The 17,366-nt window shown below is 59.3% G+C and carries 14 protein-coding genes; 2 read left to right on the top strand and 12 right to left on the bottom strand.

The window, feature by feature from the left end; translation table 11 throughout:
* Positions 1-10: 10 nt before the first annotated feature.
* The 4 genes from NR114_RS20535 to NR114_RS20520 form a co-directional block, all read right to left on the bottom strand.
* The gene (locus NR114_RS20535) at positions 11-421 is read right to left on the bottom strand and encodes a VOC family protein (protein ID WP_020837432.1); all 411 of its coding nucleotides are present in this window, start codon (positions 419-421) and stop codon (positions 11-13) included.
* Between the two features lie 107 nt (positions 422-528).
* Entirely contained in the window at positions 529-2,727 is a 2,199-nt protein-coding gene (locus tag NR114_RS20530) for a virulence factor SrfC family protein (RefSeq protein WP_234529252.1), read from the bottom strand.
* On the bottom strand, positions 2,724-5,669 hold the full coding sequence (locus NR114_RS20525; RefSeq protein WP_256814516.1) for a virulence factor SrfB: 2,946 nt from the start codon (positions 5,667-5,669) through the stop codon (positions 2,724-2,726). Before NR114_RS20525 ends, NR114_RS20530 begins: the two co-directional genes overlap by 4 nt.
* Positions 5,669-6,883: an SrfA family protein gene (locus tag NR114_RS20520; protein ID WP_234529251.1), complete on the bottom strand. Its 1,215-nt coding sequence runs from the start codon at positions 6,881-6,883 to the stop codon at positions 5,669-5,671. The genes NR114_RS20525 and NR114_RS20520 overlap by 1 nt, the downstream gene beginning before the upstream one ends.
* A 240-nt stretch (positions 6,884-7,123) precedes the next feature.
* On the opposite strand from NR114_RS20520, the gene NR114_RS20515 reads away from it, so the two are divergent.
* A complete protein-coding gene (locus NR114_RS20515; RefSeq protein ID WP_234529250.1) occupies positions 7,124-8,035 on the top strand; it encodes an arginase family protein in 912 nt (303 codons plus the stop codon).
* A 1-nt stretch (position 8,036) separates the two neighbouring features.
* Here NR114_RS20515 and NR114_RS20510 read toward each other — a convergent pair whose 3' ends face one another.
* Complete coding sequence (locus tag NR114_RS20510) at positions 8,037-8,552, bottom strand: Lrp/AsnC family transcriptional regulator (RefSeq protein WP_020837427.1); 516 nt, start codon at positions 8,550-8,552, stop codon at positions 8,037-8,039.
* Between the two features lie 41 nt (positions 8,553-8,593).
* Here NR114_RS20510 and ctlX point away from each other — a divergent pair, with 41 nt between their 5' ends.
* The gene (gene ctlX, locus NR114_RS20505; RefSeq protein ID WP_234529249.1) at positions 8,594-9,520 is read left to right on the top strand and encodes a citrulline utilization hydrolase CtlX; all 927 of its coding nucleotides are present in this window, start codon (positions 8,594-8,596) and stop codon (positions 9,518-9,520) included.
* A 13-nt stretch (positions 9,521-9,533) separates the two neighbouring features.
* Here ctlX and NR114_RS20500 read toward each other — a convergent pair whose 3' ends face one another.
* From NR114_RS20500 to NR114_RS20470, 7 genes are read right to left on the bottom strand one after another with little or no spacing between them, the layout of a single operon-like run.
* Positions 9,534-10,145 carry a LuxR family transcriptional regulator gene (locus NR114_RS20500; RefSeq protein ID WP_122080418.1) on the bottom strand — a complete coding sequence of 204 codons (612 nt, stop codon included), beginning with the start codon at positions 10,143-10,145 and terminating at the stop codon, positions 9,534-9,536.
* Between the two features lie 2 nt (positions 10,146-10,147).
* On the bottom strand, positions 10,148-11,782 hold the full coding sequence (locus NR114_RS20495; RefSeq protein ID WP_234529248.1) for a PglL family O-oligosaccharyltransferase: 1,635 nt from the start codon (positions 11,780-11,782) through the stop codon (positions 10,148-10,150).
* 22 nt (positions 11,783-11,804) lie between these two features.
* On the bottom strand, positions 11,805-12,344 hold the full coding sequence (locus NR114_RS20490; protein WP_020837420.1) for a fimbrial protein: 540 nt from the start codon (positions 12,342-12,344) through the stop codon (positions 11,805-11,807).
* An 18-nt stretch (positions 12,345-12,362) separates the two neighbouring features.
* Complete coding sequence (locus tag NR114_RS20485) at positions 12,363-13,367, bottom strand: fimbrial protein (RefSeq protein ID WP_020837418.1); 1,005 nt, start codon at positions 13,365-13,367, stop codon at positions 12,363-12,365.
* 14 nt (positions 13,368-13,381) lie between these two features.
* Positions 13,382-13,996, bottom strand: coding sequence for a fimbrial protein (locus tag NR114_RS20480; RefSeq protein WP_048760455.1), 615 nt, complete (start codon positions 13,994-13,996; stop codon positions 13,382-13,384).
* Between the two features lie 11 nt (positions 13,997-14,007).
* The gene (locus NR114_RS20475; RefSeq protein ID WP_020837416.1) at positions 14,008-14,763 is read right to left on the bottom strand and encodes a molecular chaperone; all 756 of its coding nucleotides are present in this window, start codon (positions 14,761-14,763) and stop codon (positions 14,008-14,010) included.
* A gap of 19 nt (positions 14,764-14,782) precedes the next feature.
* Positions 14,783-17,284, bottom strand: coding sequence for a fimbria/pilus outer membrane usher protein (locus tag NR114_RS20470; protein ID WP_046372439.1), 2,502 nt, complete (start codon positions 17,282-17,284; stop codon positions 14,783-14,785).
* Positions 17,285-17,366 lie beyond the last annotated feature (82 nt).

Below are 17,366 nucleotides of genomic sequence, written 5' to 3'. Positions count from 1 at the left end.
CCTTGCGACGCTACGCCGCAGGGCCTTTCAGCTCCACGCGATTGCCGTCTGGATCGGTGAAATAGAGAGACGGCCCGTCGCCCTCTGCGCCAAATCGGGATTCGGGGGGATCAACGCTGATCCCCTGCGATCGCAAATACGCTAACAGTTCGCCCTCGTTGAAAGGTTCGATGCGCAAACAGAAATGATCGACATTCTGCTGGCGAGCATCGGGATGCTGGCCGCCTTTTTTCCCCAGCACGCCGTCGACGTCGACCAGATCAAGCATGGAAACGCCGACGCGCAGATGCACCAGCCCCAGATCGGGACGCCGTCTGGCGATTTCACACCCCAGTATCTGGGTATAAAATTGAAGGCTTTTTTCCAGGTCGGTGACGCGCAGTACCAGGTGATCGATTTTCTTCAGGCTGAATGGGCGCACGCTGATGTCCTCAGATCGACGGATAATTAATCAGTATAATATACCCGTCGCCTTTCACGTTGCAGCGTCGTTACCTGCACTAAGTTACGTGGCCCTACCTGAATTTGTCAGTGCCCGTCATTGCCGGCAAGGGTTGCCACTATGGCTTCCAGCGCGGCATGCGGCGCGGCTGCGAGTGTAGAGCCCGCCTGCGCATTTTCCGCCAGCAGTCGCTGCAGCCCGACCAGCCAGTCGTAGATATAGAAGGCGGCATTTTTCGCCGGCGTGGGCGCCAGTTTGGTCAAGCGTTGCTGATTGCCCCAGTCGACCGCGGGCTGCGGTGGTGGGGTAAAGATTGGCTGGCCGGGATTGATGCGGCTGGCGGGGCGTAAAGCCGCCTCGCGCTGCTGGAAGCCCAGCCAGGCAACGAAATCGCTCAATACCGTCAGCGCCTGGCTGACCTGACGATCCTCCCCCTGTTCCGGCAGGGTACCTGCGGCCAATGCGCGCTCCAGCGTTGCGTCAATCTCCAGGCGGCAGGCGGCACTAATCAGCGCATCAACCAGCAGTTCCAGCTGCGGTTTTTCGACGCCCAACAGGGTCAGCAGTTGGGCATTGTCCGGCAGGCAACGCAGATGATTAACCCAGTCGGCGAATACCTTTTGGGCAAAGGAAGAACGTCCATGTTCCACCGAGCCGGTCGCGGCGCTATCTTCCTCACCAAACAGGTCGATCTCCACGTCGAACGGCGGTGCGGCGACAGTCGGTGCCGGTGAAGCATGCTGTTGCTGCACGAAGAGTTGGCGCAGCCTGTCGCGCTGCGGTAACAGCCATTCCAGCAATTCACCATGCGCCCCAGCCTGCGCCTGCAAGGCTCGCAGCAGTTGTTGGCTGCGCTGTTGCACACGCTGCGGATCCGCTGCGGCAAGCCAGTTGCCGAGCAGGCTTTCACTCAGCTCACGCCGCAATTCTTGTTGCAGTTCCTGAATGCGCGCTTGTTTCAATGCCGGGCGCGCCTGCGCCATCAAATAGTCCGTCATGCGGCGGCAGTCGCGTTCATCCATGGCCAGCAGGGTGGCCCAACTGTCGCCGGGCTCACCGACGTAGCGCTGAACGGCGTCGTCGGGGCGGGCTTTCCCTTCGCGCGACGCGTCGAACGGCGTGATTGCCCAGATTAAACCGGGCTTACGACGGCTGCGTACCGCAGCACTTTCCCCCTGGGTGCGTTTAACCCAGTAGGCCAGCGCATGGCCGGTTCGACTGGCCTCCTGTGGCGTGCCGGCGGCATCGCTGACCAGCAACAGACTGGCCTGCAGATTATCGGCGTAGTGGGTCAGCAGATTGGCGCGTTTGGCCTGTTGCATACGCCATGTCAGATCGCCATCTGAACGACGGAGGCTGGCTGGAATGTCGAGAAGCTCAGCGTCGACGGGCAGCCCAGCGGGCAGAAGTGTTGCCACTTCGGCAGCTAACCACGCCAGATCGGCCTGCGCGACGTCCACGACGGCGCCGTTTTCTGTCAGTACGGAAAGTTTCACCTCGGCTGGCGTGGTGACCGCGTGGGCATGCTGAATACCCGTATCGGGATCCAAAGCTTGTAGAGCGGCCTGTACGCGTTCACTGCAGCCCAGCGTCTGGAGGCTATGCGCCAACTGACGATAGAGCATGGTCAGCGCCGGGTCTTCACCCCACAGCGGTGCGAACAGGCGGGCCCGGTCGTCAATGCTCAGATAGGGGGCCAATGAGACGGCCTGCGGCCAGAAGTGGCGGTCCAGCGCCTGTTGCCATTTGCCGCCGTGGTGACGAAGAGTGTCCCACAGCGCCACGATGGCATTGCTGTCCATGCCGTCAATCGCCATGGGCTGGCGATGGCGTTCCAATGTATTCAGGTGTGCGGCAATGGCTCGTGCGTCTCCATCCGGGCGAAAGCCGTTCATCAATGCTGCACTGGCCGTTATGGCGAGCAACTGCGCGTTATCCAGCAAGGTGATGCTCACCGGATAAGCTGGAGATGCTACGACGACGGGCGCGCAGTAGCGTACTGCCAGCGGGCAATCCTCTGAAAGCAGCGCGGCGCCGGGGGCCAATGCCGCCAAGAGGTGGGCTTTGGCAGCCGCGTTATGACCATAAAGGCCGATGGCGACGCGGTGAGGCGTGGCGGTGTCCAACTTCCGCGCCCGATTGTAGCTGCGGCGCAAACGGATCGTCAGGTTATCGGCTTCCCGGTCCAGGCGAGCCGACTGTTGCCGTGCGCCGGCGACCCAGTCAATGGCCTGGATAATTCCGTCGCTGAGGCGGTTTATCGGGTCTGAAGTGATAGGTTTCATCGTTGATAAATGCTCCCGCTGTCGATCCAGTAATGGGTTGCACCAGAGGCGCTGGCAGCCAGGGTATTGAGTTTAAGCTGTAGCTGATGTGCGTGAACCGGGCTGCCGTCGGCCAGCATGGCGTGGGCAATTTTAACGCCCTCGGCACCTTGCGCTTCACTGCCGGTAATGGCCAACCGCAGGCTGATGACCGCATCGCCAGCCAGCTTGCGTGCCAACAGGGGATCGGTGATGGTCAGCGTATATAACGGCGATGCCGGCCAGCGCGGGTTGTCCAACTGACGGAACCCAAGGCGCAAAGGACCGCGCAACTGGAAGCAGCCGGCGGGATCCAGCGCAAAATCGGCGCGATCCAGATCGATATCGCGATAGTAGACGTCATCGTCCGCCAGCATGTTATTGCCGTCCAGCATGCCCAGATGGCGAACGGTGGAATAGGGCTGGAAATCCCCAACGTTGAAGTAAAAACTCTCGAGGCGCAGGTCGATGGCCAGCAGGCACAGCATCGCTCCCACGGCGGCGGTGGATTTGGGGTTATCGATACGCCCACGCTTGTTAAACGGATACCAACTGCGGGTGTGATAGCCCTCGAGCGGCAAGATGCGGCTGGCGGGCAGCGGCTGCAGATGGCGCAGCAGGGCCTGGACGCCGGGGAAACGTGCCGGGCGGCCGGTCAGCAGCAACACATCGCAGGCGTACAGCGCCACCACTTCACACAGCAGCCGCAGGCAGCGGCCAATGCCGATCCGGTCAGACAAGAAGGCGCTGTGCAAGTCACCCAGGCGGACGACCAGCGGCGTGTGCAAAATATCGAAAGAAGAAGTGCCGGTTTCGCGCTGGATCTCGCCGTTGATAAACGCCAGCACTTGCGGGGTTGGGGCTTGAGGCAACAGATCGCCCAGGCTGGCGGCCACTTCGGCCTGGGCATCCAGCGGGTCGTAATCCTCATAGGCTGCCAACAACGCACGCCCGACAGGCATGAAAATCTGTAGCGCGGCCTGTTGGCGCAGGGTGGAAAATCCGTCCATGCGGCCTTCATTGCCGAAAAGCTTATCCATCACGGCCACCGGGGCCGCGACCCCAGCGTCCTCGATAGCCTGCTGCACGGCGGGCAAGATAAACAGCTGGATCACGTCCAGCAAAATATCGTCACCGGCGACTTTAAAGCCTTCGCGGAACAGCAGGCGAGGGTTGATCTTGATGTTATTGCCTACGCCATCGTCCAGCCTGTACTGGGTGATTGCCAGATCGGTGGTGCCGCCGCCGATATCGATGGAGGCGATACGCAGCGTTTTTCCTGCCGGTTCATCGGCTGCCAAAGGGCGATCCGGTCGGGCCATGCTGGCAAAAAAGGTGTCGGTACGGCCGGTGAAGTTCACCTGGGTTTCGTTGTACAGATAAACCATCTGGCCGCAGGTCGCCTCGTCCCATTCCATGTGCACCTGCGGAACGGGGAAGCGGGTTTGCTTGCCGTCGAACGGTGCGTCCAGCGGGTGCCAGCCCATGGCTTTCCACACCAGGCCAATCGCTTCCTGCATACGGCGGCGGAAAATTTCCCGTTCCGGTTTCGGCATCGCCGAAGGCAATGTCAGGATGATAGTTCGCAGGCGGCGCGGGGCGGTGGCATTCGGCATTTTTGCCCGTTGGGCGACGCTGTTGATCTGCATCAGCGCCTGCGCCAGCAACTCGGTCAGCATCAGCGTCATAACCGCGCTGCGGCTGTAATGGGCGGCGAATACCGGTAGCCGTTCCGCTAACGGCAGCGCAGAAAGCGGAACGCCTTCATCGTTTAACAGGGTGGTCAAGGGAGCGGCGGTGGCCATCGGCTCCTGCTTGCCGTTAAAACGCCAGCCAGGCGCATAGCGTTCTTCGTCCCACAGGTAGCGGCGGGGGCTGGAAATACCGGTGGTGCCTTCACTGCCCTGCCGTTGTTGCGCCAGCTGTGCGGCCTCGCGGCCCACGCGGGTGATGGAAGGCCAGACAAAGGCGTCGTCGCGCCCGCTCTGGAACGAGAGGCCGGGCTTGCCGAACGAGACCTGAGAAAACTCGACCCGGCTTTCGAACAGTTCGTTGTACACGCAGTGCGGCGCGCTGAGCGAGCGTAGCTGCAGTTCATAGGTCTGCTTCAGGCCGTTGCTTTCTTCCGGATGGTCTTCGACCAGCACGCCACAGGTGTGGGAGTTGCCGACGTCCAGAATCACGTCCACGTTGACCGCGGGCTGCTGCAGCGTAGCCGCGATGATCTTTATCTGCGGCACCGCCAGTTGGTCGCCGAGCATGTTCAACACGTTAAGGTAGTGCGCCTGATATTCGAAAGTTTTCAACCCGGTGTAGATCTGAGCTTCGGCACGTTGTTCCAGCGTGGTGGCGCCTTCGGTAAAGGCTTCGCGCAGCCAACCGTCCACCCAGGTCAGATCGAGAAAATCGCCCAGATCGTGATTGCGGTGGGCCAGCGCGAAGCTTAGTCCGGTGTCGAGATCGCTTTCGCTCGGGGCTAACGCCTCCTGGCCTGGCGTCGCGATACGGGTATCGAATGCCAGCACCACCCGCAGCGAGTTGCCGTCCTGATCGGGGGTATCCAACTGAAGGAGCTGCATGCGTGCCCAGTTGTCCGGCCCGGCCAGAAACGCCCCGGAAGGGGTGTAGCGAAAGAACGGCAGTGGCAGCCAGGTCTTATCCAACAGCCGCAAAGATTGCTGCAGGGGATAACTGAATTCAGGGCGCACCACTTCATCGACCTGCCCCGGCTGCGCGGGCAACAGGTATTTGCCGCTGTCGGCATGCCACTGCAGGCGTAAAAGTGGGCCACTCGCCGTCTGGCGGACAAACTTGCCCGGAAAATCGGCATCCAAAACCGGCGTCAGGGCAAAGTCCAGAAATTGGATGCCGCTGTCCTGAATCAGCGTAATGGCGTTTTTATAGTCCGTAAGGGGGGCCAGCATCATTTACTCTCGCGCTTTAACGTCATGGGATAAACCGTGTCCGCAGCGTAACGGCCGGTGCATTCCGCCGGGCCGGTCTCATTTTGCCTGCAGACGATTTCCGGCAGTGGGTAGCGGCTGCCGTCGCTGCAACGCGCTTTGGTGCGGCTGTTGATCACCAGATTGCCTGACTGCATCAGCCCGGCCTCTATCGGCGCCCGGCAGGTGATGGTATCGCCGTAGGTGATGCTGGCGGTGCCTTTTCCGTTATTGAGACGGTATTGCAGGCTGGGCCGTTTGCCGGTCAGCGGATCTTTCAACGCCACCGTCGCGCGCCATCTGCCGTTGAGAAAACGGGTGGAGCCGGCCTTGACCGCTGCGGCTGGCAGTACCAGCGAATTTTTGTCCGCCGGCGGCAACACCACCGGGACGGGCGGCGGCGGCATTAGCGTGGCGTGTGCCAATGGCAGATGCAGCTTGGGGATCGGCTTGGCGACACCGACAGGCGAAGGTGATGGTGCCAGCACCGCCGGAGATGTGGCTGGTGGGGGATTCGTTTGGCTCAGCCAACCCGCCAACAAGGCCATGATCGCTATCACTGGCGCCATCCACACATAGCGGCGCCACGGCCGGCGCACCGGCGCGAGGATAATTTCTGGCGTCAGGGCTGCGGGTTCCGCAGCAGGTTGAGGCTCGGGGGCCGCCTCTACGCGCGGACTGGCGGCAATTGGCGTCGGTTTTTCTGCCGGCTCTTCGGTTGGGCGCAGGCAGGCCAGCGGATCGTCCTGACACTGTGCCTGTGGCCTGATAAAGCCCCAAAAGGTCAGCACCGGTTTATCGTCGACCAGATAAACATGGTTGGGATCGGGTATTTGCATCGCCTTGCTTAACAAGGCGCCGAAAAGGCGTTGGCTGGGATGGGCGGTCGTTTGTGTCTCGGCGATCAGGGCGTTGAAGGTTGCCAGGCTGCGCTCCAACAGGTGCACGGCCTGAGCGCGTTGAGCCTCGTTCGCCGCCAGCCAGGAGGTGACTTTTCCAGGGAAAGGCGAGTACCAGTCAATGTGAGTGCCCGCCTCGTTCGGCTGCGGGATAGCCAGACAATCAGCGGCCGGCTGCTGTTGACGAATGCGCAGAGTTTCCCGCAGCTGCAACGCGCAGGCGTAAACCGGCTGTCCATTCTCGCCCAATGCAAGCACATCATCCAAACGGCCACTGCGTAAAAAGGGTTTTCCCACTGCCAAGCACCTTGTTCTGTTACCGATAAACGCATAAACGGTCATGGTAACCCGCGAACTAAAGCGGCAAACGGCCAAGGACAGGCGTAAAAAGGCACCTCTTGCTTTAATGGGCGAGGCAGAAAACGCATAGAGCCTGTTTATCGTGGCAATACCGCAGCCTGTTTCCTGATGCCGTGAGGCGAAAACCGACTCATAGGCTAAGCTGGCTTGAAGAGAGTTTTTCATTAGGTGACCCGCATGCAGATCATTCTGGCCCCGACCAATCTGGGGCTGCGCCCTCTGTGGCCCGGCCATATCCCCGGTACCTGGCGAGCGCCACAGGCGCTGATGGCACAGGGGTTGGCTCAACGGCTGGCGGCGGAGGCCATCCATGAGTTAGTGTCGCCGACCTATTCTCCGCTGGCCCCCTCGGGCACCCGCATACGGAATGGCCATGCCATTCGCGCTTTCAATTTAGAGCTGGCTGCAGAGGTGGCCGCGGTGCAAGCGCGTGGTGACTTCCCGCTGGTGATTGGCGGTGACTGCTCAATTTTGTTGGGCGCGCTGGCGGGGGCACGCCGCGCAGGGCCACTTTCGCTGGTGCACATTGATGGGCACAGCGACTTTCGTCATCCCGGCAACTACGACCCTCAGCAGATGTTGGGCGCGGTGGCGGGGATGGATCTGGCATTGGCAACCGGCCGCGGGGAGGCGTTGTTGACCGAATGGCCCGGCGTGGTGGGGCCGTTGGTACCGGATCGCCAGGTTTTACAATTGGGTGAGCGAGAGTGCCGCGACGCGGACTTCGCCTGGCCGGATATCAATCAGACTGCCATCACGCGTATCGATGTTTTTGCCGCCAACCTGATGGGCAGGGCGGAAATTATACGGCATATCGACCAGATGCTGGCCGCCGAACCAGCGTGGCGATTTTGGTTGCACCTTGATGTGGACGTGCTGGATCAGGCCGTGATGCCAGCGGTGGATTCCCCCGGCAGCCCCGGTATCGATCGTCTTTGGCTGGAAAATATCGGGGCTAAGCTGCTGCAAAATCCGCTGTGCTGCGGCATGACGGTATCGGTATTCGACCCGGATCTGGATCCCGACGGCCGCTACGCGGCTTTGATCGTGGAAATGCTCGCGGCGATGTTCCATCGGCACAAACCTTAAGTCAGGCCTTGTGTGTCGACAGCAGGATGCTGGTTTCGGTGCTGGAAATGCCGGCAATGCGCCGAATTCGCCCCAGGATTTTGTCGAAGTTCTCCAGGCTGTCGGTGCGGATCTCCACCAAAATATCCCACTTGCCGTTGGTGGTGTGCAGGGTAAACACCGCGGGCTCGCCGCGCAGCTGTTGCAACACGCTTTGCGCCTTGGTGCCTTCGACCGCCACGGACATCCAGGCGCGGATGCGGTTATGTTCCACCCCCGGTTTTACACGGATGGTGTAGCCGGTAATGATCCCTTGCGCCTCCAGCGCCTCAATTCTTTTTTGCACCGTAGCGCGTGATACCCGGACCTTATTGGCCAGTTCGGTCACCGAGCTACGGGCATTTTCGCGCAGCAGCGCGAGGATTTGGCGGTCGGTATCGTTCATGGTGTCAAAGTGTCGGTTCGAAGTGGCGATTTGTAAAAATATAGAGCAATTTAGCCAGTTATCACACTGTTTGGCGTCAAATTGATTTTCCATAATAGGGCGGCGTCGCTATCCCGAACCCTGTGAGAAACATCATGCAAACCACCCAATCCGTTTTAATGGTGCGGCCATTCGGCTTCGCCGCCAATCAAGAAACCCGGCACAGCAACTTCTTTCAAAAAATCACGGAACATAATGAAAATCAGGCAACGTTGGCATTAACTGCCTTCAATGATTACGTCGACGCACTGACGCAAGCCGGTATCGACGTTACGGTGATAGAAGATACTGGCGGGCAGGAAACGCCGGATGCGTTATTTCCCAATAACTGGATTGCTCTGCTGGGGGACGGCAGCCTGTTCACCTTTCCGATGGAAGCGAAGAACCGACGACGGGAGCGCCGCCTGGACATTATCGCGCAGCTCGCCAATGATTTTGTGGTTGAACGGCAAATTGATCTTTCCGCCCACGAACTGGCGGGGCGCTTTCTGGAGGGTACCGGATCGCTGATCCTGGATCACCGGCATAAGCTGGCTTACGCCTGCCGGTCTTCACGCAGTTCGCCGGAGGTAGGCCGCGAATTTGAACGACACTCCGGCTACCAGATTGTCTGGTTCGAGGCTGCTGACCGCCATAATCGGCCCATCTATCACACCAACGTGATGCTGAGCGTCGGTGCGGAATATGCCATTGTTTGCCTTGAAAGCATCCGCAACGAAACGCAAAAAAGTGCGCTGATCGCCTCGCTCACACGCAGTGGAAAAACCATTATCGATGTCAGTTTTGCCCAGATGGAGGCCTTTGCGTGCAACGTGCTAGAGCTGCGCGCCAAAGACGGCCACCCGGTTTACGCCATGTCCACCCGGGCCTGGGCTCATTTCACCCCGAAGCAGCAAACGCTGCTCGGCAGCTATGCGCGCCTGGCGCTTGGACCTATTGATATCATTGAGGATCTGGGCGGCGGCGGGGCGCGGTGCATGCTGGCGGAAATTTTCCTGCAGCGTAAATTCGCACCGGCCTGACTGCGCAGGCCACTCAGTTCAATCCCAATTGATTCAGCAGCATCTTGTTCAATTCGATGCTTTTGTGGACGTTCAGCTTGCGCATTGCCGAGCGCTTATGGGCACTGATGGTCTTCTGGCTGCGCTGCAGCATACCGGCGATGGTACAGGCGGACATGCCGGAGCTCATCAGCTTCAGCACCTTCTTTTCGCAGCTGCTCAGGGCGGCAATACGGCACTGTCGGCATTTCCAGATGCCGCTGGCGTGCAGGGCGACCCAGGGCTGCTGGCAGAAGCGTTCCAGCGCCAACTGCAGTTTTGCGCGAACGACGGCATCATCATCGCGCCGATTAATGCTAAACAGCGCCGGATGCTTGTGCTCGTAGTGAGCATCGCGGTCGTTGAGGATCAGCACGGTCATTTGCCGATGGCGCGGCGTCTGATAAGGGCTCTGGTAGCAGCGGGCACAGCCGCAGCTGTCTTCCAGCGTGCGGAAGACGATTTCTATCGGCTCCATATTTAGCAAATCGGCCGAGGCGCCGCGGCTGCTTGCATTCAGGTTATGGAGGTAATCCTCTACCAGCAGGCGCAGTCCGAGCTGATAAAAGTTATCGCTGCCCAACAGGGTGAACCGGATATTAAGCATAGTTACTCCTCAAAGCGCGCATCGTGCGGAAACAGTCGCTTGGCCTGGCGTTGCAGATCGGCGGCTCGCTGGGGCTGTTGCAGTAGCCGGCTGACCGCCATCAAATTGATGTAAATATTGGCGTCTGGCCGCACGCGGATTTCGTTTTCAGCCCATTGCTGGTAGCTCAGCAACGTAGCCATATCGCGGGTTTGCGGGTATTGCAGCAGCTGTCGCAACTGCATGTCATAGTCGTAACGGACCTGCCAGGGCGTCGGTGTGATGACCTGGCTCATGGGGTCGAATTGCCGCAGGCCGCTTTTTTCCACAGCGGTAATGATCAGCGCGCTGTGCAGGCCGTTAAGCAGATACGGCACCATCAATGCAGCGATGCCCGCAGTGGTCAGCCGCAGCGGGAGCTGCGAATGGGAGGGCAGCCGCAAACGGCGTCGGAGGTCGCTAACGCGCAGAATCACCAGCAGCAGCACCGCGTGGGCGGCGGAGAGATAAAGCGGGTATTCCACCATCATGTGCAGCAGGATCGGCAACGCCGCCAGCCAAGGCGCGGGCCGTAATGCAAGGGCGCGGGTGCGCTGCAGCAAACGCCAGAGTCCCCAGACGATCAGGGCGATACCGCCCAGGCTCAGCAGACCGCCTTCGACGCCCCACAGCAATATCTCGTTGTGCGGGTGGCTGATGGCAACGCTTTCCATACCGCTGCTGTGAGTGGTGTAAAAATGATGCAGAAAATCGTGCTGAAAATGGCCGTAACCCCAACCTAACCAGGGACGCTCGGCGATCATGTCTAGCGCCTCTTGCCAGTAGGTAAGTCGGTAAAAAATCGGTTCCGGCAGCATAAGCGCCCGCGTAGCGCCATTTAGCATCACCAGCAACAGCCCGGCGCTTACCCCGGCCATCAACAACAGCAGGGCGATGCCGGCGCGGCGGCGATTAAGGCGGTACAACATCCACAGTTGGAGCGGAGACAGCAGCAGGGCCGCCAGCAGTCCGACGCGGGAGGCGATAACGATCAACAACAGCGGTGCCAGTAGCAGTATGGCGGCGGCCAGCCATTGCAAACTGCGCGACAAAGGGCGACGGGCGCTCAGCAGATACAGCGCCAACGCCAGGCCGGTAGCCATAAAGCTGGCCATCAGGTTCCACTGCTGGAAGATGCCGTAAGGGCGGTTTTTCAGGGTGTTGTAGCCCATCCAGTTGCCCGGCTGCAGCAAACTGTATTGCACCAGGCCCAGCAAGGCTTCGATAACCGTCGCTGCCAGCAGCAGCATCAATAGCCTGCGCCGCCACCGGCGATCGAGCGGGATTTGCAGCAGCGCAAAGTAGGCCAGAACGCCCAGCACCAATCCCATCAGGCGCGGCAAGGCTTCGCTTAACCAGGGCTGTTGAGCCCACAATAGCGGCAGGAGCAAAATCAGGCTGCCGGACGCCAGCAGGTTAAAGAAGCCGGAGGTGGCCAGCGGCGGACGGCTGAACAGCATCGCACCTATGATCAACAGGGCGATGAAGATCCCGCCGACCAGATTCCACGGCAGATAGAATCCGCTGCCGCCGCGATTGGGCCAGTAAATGTGCATGGCGATCAGGCAATAAAATGCCGCCAACCCGAATAACCAGGCTGCTTTAGATTTGGACATCATGACGTGTTCCTGCGGCGCCGACTTACTGATAAGCCAGTACGAAATTGGCTACCGAACTGAACTCACCCTCGGTAATGGTTTTATTCTGTATCGCGCTGGGATGGCCCTGCACATAGGCGGTGAAATTCAGGATATTGGCGCCGTCCTGCAACGTCACCGCGCTGGTGGCCTGGTTCAAATCAATGTCCGCGCCCTTGCTGTCAAACAGGGCGATCGCGGCACCGTTGGCGCCGTTATTAATCGCCAGCTTGCCCGGCAGTTCGCTGTCCTCGTTCCCGCTGAAGGTGACATTGACGGTTTTAAACACCGCCGTTTTACAGTCGGTCAACTTGATGTTGAACGGCACCGGGTTGCTATGGCCGTAGCGGTACAGGGTTTTGACGATCACCGTGTCCATTTCCACCACCTGATCGGCCGATTGCGGTTCGATATTGCAGGGGCGACTCACCACGGTGCCGTGGAACTGCAGCGGTGAGCCGACCAGCTCGGTATCCGCCAGCGTCGGCAGTGCCGAAAAGAGTAGCGGCGTGCAACTGAGCATCGCTAAAGCGCGTAAACGCATCGTCTGTTTCTCCCTGAATTACTCGAAGGCCGCCACAATGGTGGCAGAGGCGTTGAATTCCCCTTCCGCGATTTCTTTACCGCCGTTGGCCAATGGCGCGGCAACCAGGTTCCAGCTACCGCCGTTACCGATATTTGGCACCGGGTAAAACTCATTCGGGATCACCAACTGGCCGTTATGTTTGATCTCGATACCGAGGTCGGTTTTATCGGTTTTAAATGCGTTATTGGTGAAGGGCGCCGGGGTGCCGGAGACCGCCAGTTTGATGTTTAGCGTACCGTCTTCGAAGCTGCCGCCTTCGCATTGGAAGCGCACCGGGATACTTTGTGGGTAGCTGGCGCCGTTCAGATTGCTGCCGCCGATTTCACCGAACTCGACGTTGATCAGTTGGCCTTCGTTCACCACACATTTATCCGGCACGTAGAGAATGGCGGACTGAATAAACACCTGCGCCATCGGATTGGGGCCGAAACCTGCGTCGGTTGACCCCAAACGGCCATACATCTCGATGATCTGCCGGTCATTGATCTGTACGCCGTTAATAATTTTTTTGCGTACCCGGAAGGTGATTTTGCCTTTGGAGCCACTGCCATAGTTATTGACCTGCAAATAAGGCGGTTTGCAGGAGTGCTGGTTGAGCAGATTGGACTCGTTATAAAACGGTACGGTGATATAGGCGTTTTTATTGCCGGCGATCCAAACTTCGGCTTTCAAGTCCAGGAAGTCATTCAGTTTTAAATAGCCGTTGCCGTATTCGGACGCAGGCAATGCCGAATCCGACTTATAAAAGTGTGGGCTAACGGGGATCGGGGTGTCGCAATAGACCTTACCGGTATAAGTGCCGCCTAACGAATAGGGAAACTCTTTGGTAAAACCGACCTTGTTGGTGATATTGCTTTCATTCAGGTCGATATAAAACTGTTTCGCTCCGCCGTCCGGGGTGACGTAGCCGTTGGCCCACACGGCTGGAGCCGTCAGCGCCAGTGCCAGCGGCAGGCAGGAGTTAAGGTAGGTTTTTTTCATCACGTTTGTGAACCTCACAGGTAAATCACCTGAATGTGCGCCACGCCGGAAAAACCGGCCGCCATCACCGCTCGCTGCGTGGATTCCACGCTGGCGCTGAACCACAGCGTATTGCTGCCGGGCTGCAGAATGTAAGGCCGGCTCTGCTGGTTGAGCGATAGCGCATGGCCCTGCTGATCCTTCAAACGCAGGCCGATGCCCTGTACGCCGCCGTTCAGTTTCAGCAGATCGGGGTTGTTGATATCGCTTTCGCCGAGAAACACCAGCGTGGCGGCCTGTTCACCCTGCAAATAGAGCTGCCCGGCATCGCCGTTACGTTGCCCTGTCGGGTTATCCGCCAAGGCTTTGGCCCCCAGCAGGCAGTTGCGGAACGAGAGGCGAAAACGTACCGGCGCACTCTGATCGCCGGCGTTTTGAAAATCGCGTGCGTTAACATCACCCAAATCAATCGACTGATCCTGGCTGTCCGGCGTCAGGCTGCACGGGGAGCTGAGCAGGCCGCCATGAAAGCTGACGGTGCCGGTGGTGCCTTGGATCACGCCCAGTGGCGTTGCCGCCGTCGCGCTGCCGCTAACCAGCAGCGCGGCGATCAGCAGGGGCCGCAGGCGGCCGCCGGTGAATTCAGCCATGCGGAATCTCCTTATTTTTTGGTCTCGGGCACGGCGTTGCATACGCTGCCGTTACAGGCGAAGCGCAACTCCGGGTGACCGCCGTAGTCATTGATATAGGTGATGACAAAGCTGTTGAGGCCGTTGTCGCGCACCTTAATGGTTTCGCTCGATTTCGGTTTCAGCATCACCGGCTGGAAGTCGCCCAGCGCGCCGCCGCCCTGTTTCTGCGTTTGGCGGGTCATGCCGGTCAGGGTGATGTAAAACGGCGTAGGGTTTTCAACGGTGAAACCGCCGGTGCTTTTGCGAAATACCAGCTTCTCCTGCCAGACTTCGCCTTTTGGCGCGACGATGGCTTTTGGCCGATAAAACAGTTTGATCTGGGTTTGCAGTGCCAACTGCATCACGTTGGTTTTACTGCTTTTCGGCGGAATTTCACGCAGGTTGAAATAGAACACCGACTCGCGATCTTGCGGCAGACGATCGGCCTCCGGCGTCTTGGTGATGCGCACCACGCTGCGTTCATTGGCTTCAACCCGCTGCAAGGGCGGTAACACCACCAGCGGCGAAGTGATTTTCTGGTGCTGCTCGTTTTCCAGCCAGGACTGCGCCAGGAAAGGCAGTTCCTTGTTTTCATTGACGATATTCAGGCTGATTGATTTCGCGTCGCTGAGGTAAACGGCGCGAGTACGATCCAGCGATATCGCTGCGTTGGCGGCCGGTACTGCTGCGGTCAAAGCCAGGCCCAGCGCGGCCATTTTTGCTAACGGAACGTTGTTCATAATCATCAATTCTCTGCGTTACGGATTACAGTTTGGCGCACGGCAGCAGTAGCTGGTCCAGCGGCTTGGCGGCGCCCGGTATAACAATGCGGCACTGGCGTTGGCCTTCCCAGGCGACGTCCAGCTGCTCTTGCGGCTGCACGCCGGTCAGGTAGACCGAGCCGCCGTCGTTCACGACCGCCACCTCACGGCCTTTTTCGCTCAGCACCGTGGCGCCGAACGGCGGTTCGCTGCCGTCGGCAAGCTTGATGGTGGCCAGCAGCTTGCTGCCTTTCACCACCTCAAAGTGGCGGTAGCCGATGGCGCCCTCGGTCAGCGTGCCTTGCACCACCGCTCGGGTGGCCTCCACGTCGTCCGCCAGGGTATTGACGTCGATGCGGGTGTCGGTGTTGTAGTAGCTGGTGATATCGGAGATCACCGCCAGGCCGAAGCGGTTGCTGTAGGCGCGGCCGTTGTTGATCGGCACCCCGGCGATGCCGTCGGTGTCCAGCATCATCCGGCTGCCACCGTTGCTGGAGTTCTGGTGGGCGGCAATGCCGTGTCGGGTAGCGGTAATGCCGCTGCGGAAGGTCCCGCCGATCGACGAATAGCTGTCCTGCTGGTAAGAGGCGCTGGCGTTGAGCGAGCCGAACGAGGCGTTATGGCTGTAGTAGCCGCGGGCCAGCGATTTGCCGGACTGGTTAAAGCCGCCGCTGACCTGCCAGGTGTTGTTCGGGTCGGTATAGTCGTTGTAAGACGCCATCTGCGTCACGTCGCTGTTGCTGGTTTGCAGTGAGTAACCGAGCCGGCGGCGATCGCCGATCGGCACGCTGAAGTTCAGCATCACGCTGTCATCGGTGCGGCCGTGATAGGTGGTACGGTAGGCCGACAGCGATGCGGTCACGTTGCTGACATTGCCGACGTTGAACAGCTTGCTGGCGGATAACCCGTAGCGATCCTGCGCCCTGGCATCCCAATAGGTTTGGTGCGAATAGGTCAGGTAAGCGGTGATCGCCTTGGCGCTGTCTTCCGCCATAAAGGTTTTGCTGGCGGTAATGGTGTACAGCTCTTTTTGGCGGCCGTTGTAGCGTTCGTCATAGTCGTTGTAGCGCTCTTGCAGATACTGCGACATGTTCATGAACTTGCGCTGTGAGAAGCGGTAGCCGGCGAAGGTGATCTGGCTGTTCAGCTCATCGAAGCGCTTGGCGTAGTTGACCTTGAACGACATGCCGCTGGCGGTAGGCTCATTGGGCAAACGGGCGATGGACTGCGTCACGTCCACCGACATGGCGCCGAACACGTTAAGATCGCGACCCAGGCCAAGCGCCCAGGCGTTGTAATCGCCGCCGAGCAGGGCGCCGCCGTACAGCGACCAGGCGCTGGTCAGCCCCCAGGAGAAGTCGCTGGCGGAAAACAGTGGCCCTTGCGTGCGGTGATCGTATGCCGAAGGCTTACCCACCGCGACGTTGTAGCGGACATAGCCGGGGCGCGTCAGGTAAGGGATGGTGGCGGTGTCGACCTGGAAAGTGGAGACGGTGCCGTCTTGTTCTTCCACCTTCACGTCTAACCGGCCACGTACCGAACTGTTGAGATCCTGAATGGCAAACGGCCCGGCGGGCACGGTGGTTTCGTACAGCGTACGACCTTCTTGCGAGACGGTGATCTTGGCGTTGCTTTTGGCAATGCCGCGTACTTCCGGCGCATAACCCTGCAGGTTTGGCGGCAGCATGCGCTCGTCGCTGGCCAGATTCAGACCGGTAAAGCGGTAAGAATCAAAGACCCCCGAGTCGAGAAAGATTTCACCGAGCGTCAGCTTGGCAGCCTGCATCGGCAGCGCGCGGTAGGCGTAGATCTGGTTCCAGTCGAAGTTGTTATCGCGCTCGCCTGCCTGCTGATTGTAATTGGCCTGATAGTCGGCGCGCAGGCGCCAGGCACCCAGGTTGGCCCCCACCGTCCCGTAGCTGCTGAGATTTTCGGCGGTGTTGTTATTGTGGCTCTGCTTGCCGACTTGGCCGCTGATGCTGTAGTCCAGCAGCAGTCCGGGAATGCCGTCGTCCCACTGCTCCGGCGGTGTCCAGTCCGGATCGGAATATTTCATCCAGGCCTGCGGGATGGTGATGGCCAAGACGCCGCCGCCGATGCGGTCGGAGATGGTCGCCCCTTTGATGCCGCTGATATCGGCGCAGCTGTTGTCGTGCCACAGAGTGATTTTTTTGAGGACGTCTTCTTTCAGCGCCATTTTCTCGACCAGATCCGGCGGCAGACAGACGCGAGAGCGATCCTTTTTATCCGGCGACGGATAATATTGAATGCTGCGCTGCGGCAAGGTTTTCTGGTTGATTTTGATATCCAGCAAATAGGCGCCGGGCATGACGTAATCGGCGTCGGAAAAACGCGATAAATCCACTTTGCTGCGATCGCCAATATCCAATACGTCGGTATTGAATTCCGTGGCGGAAAAAGCCGAATGCACCCAGAGGAAAGATAGAATGACGGTAAGGGGTATTTTTTTCCGTGTCAGTAATGACGTCATAGAATAATCACTCATGGCAAATCCGCGCCCAATAGCAGGTCATCCTGTACGACCTGAATACGTAATACGTGATGTCATTCAGTGCCTGACGGCGGCA

The sequence above is a fragment of the Serratia sp. Ser99 genome, from assembly GCF_024519545.1.
GTDB classification, from domain to species: domain Bacteria; phylum Pseudomonadota; class Gammaproteobacteria; order Enterobacterales; family Enterobacteriaceae; genus Serratia; species Serratia liquefaciens.
The sequence above is the reverse complement of the archived record's forward strand: the minus strand, read 5'-3'. Positions and strand labels throughout refer to the sequence as shown.

Excerpts from the sequence above, each read along its gene's own strand:
- NR114_RS20530 (WP_234529252.1), bottom strand. The coding sequence starts at position 2,727 with ATGAAACCTATCACTTCAGACCCGATAAACCGCCTCAGCGACGGAATT.
- NR114_RS20525 (WP_256814516.1), bottom strand. The coding sequence starts at position 5,669 with ATGCTGGCCCCCCTTACGGACTATAAAAACGCCATTACGCTGATTCAG.
- NR114_RS20515 (WP_234529250.1), top strand. The coding sequence starts at position 7,124 with ATGCAGATCATTCTGGCCCCGACCAATCTGGGGCTGCGCCCTCTGTGG.
- NR114_RS20510 (WP_020837427.1), bottom strand. The coding sequence starts at position 8,552 with ATGGAAAATCAATTTGACGCCAAACAGTGTGATAACTGGCTAAATTGC.
- ctlX (WP_234529249.1), top strand. The coding sequence starts at position 8,594 with ATGCAAACCACCCAATCCGTTTTAATGGTGCGGCCATTCGGCTTCGCC.
- NR114_RS20500 (WP_122080418.1), bottom strand. The coding sequence starts at position 10,145 with ATGCTTAATATCCGGTTCACCCTGTTGGGCAGCGATAACTTTTATCAG.
- NR114_RS20495 (WP_234529248.1), bottom strand. The coding sequence starts at position 11,782 with ATGATGTCCAAATCTAAAGCAGCCTGGTTATTCGGGTTGGCGGCATTT.
- NR114_RS20490 (WP_020837420.1), bottom strand. The coding sequence starts at position 12,344 with ATGCGTTTACGCGCTTTAGCGATGCTCAGTTGCACGCCGCTACTCTTT.
- NR114_RS20485 (WP_020837418.1), bottom strand. The coding sequence starts at position 13,367 with ATGAAAAAAACCTACCTTAACTCCTGCCTGCCGCTGGCACTGGCGCTG.
- NR114_RS20480 (WP_048760455.1), bottom strand. The coding sequence starts at position 13,996 with ATGGCTGAATTCACCGGCGGCCGCCTGCGGCCCCTGCTGATCGCCGCG.
- NR114_RS20475 (WP_020837416.1), bottom strand. The coding sequence starts at position 14,763 with ATGATTATGAACAACGTTCCGTTAGCAAAAATGGCCGCGCTGGGCCTG.
- NR114_RS20470 (WP_046372439.1), bottom strand. The coding sequence starts at position 17,284 with ATGAGTGATTATTCTATGACGTCATTACTGACACGGAAAAAAATACCC.